Origin of the sequence: Microvirga antarctica (genome assembly GCF_017921815.1) — a bacterium.
Lineage (GTDB): Bacteria > Pseudomonadota > Alphaproteobacteria > Rhizobiales > Beijerinckiaceae > Microvirga > Microvirga antarctica.
The window spans coordinates 1-289 of the sequence record NZ_JAGEMM010000103.1; the positions used below are offsets into that span (position 1 = coordinate 1).

Annotated in this window: 1 pseudogene; it reads right to left on the minus strand. The window is 50.5% G+C overall.

Annotated elements, in window-relative coordinates:
• Positions 1-289 (minus strand): annotated as a pseudogene (locus J4G32_RS21040) (elongation factor 4); the annotation flags it as partial.

Here is a 289-nt window from a genome sequence, read left to right on the forward strand (position 1 = left end):
CGGCGACAACTTTACCGCCAACGGATGCTTGGAGTTTGATAACGAATTGCGTTCGTGGAATTGAGTCTTTCAAGATCTCGAGAATACGTCGACCAGAGCTTTCGGCTTCTGATCGATACACAAGCGTCGAGAAAGCATCGACAACGTCCTCAGCGACCATGATGTCGAGCTTGACGATGTCAGCTTCGCGATAATCAAAGACGTCGTAACTCATGGAGGCGTAGCCGCTCGAAACGCTCTTCAGCTTGTCGTTGAAGTCGACGATGATCGCCGAAAGTGGAAGCTCGTA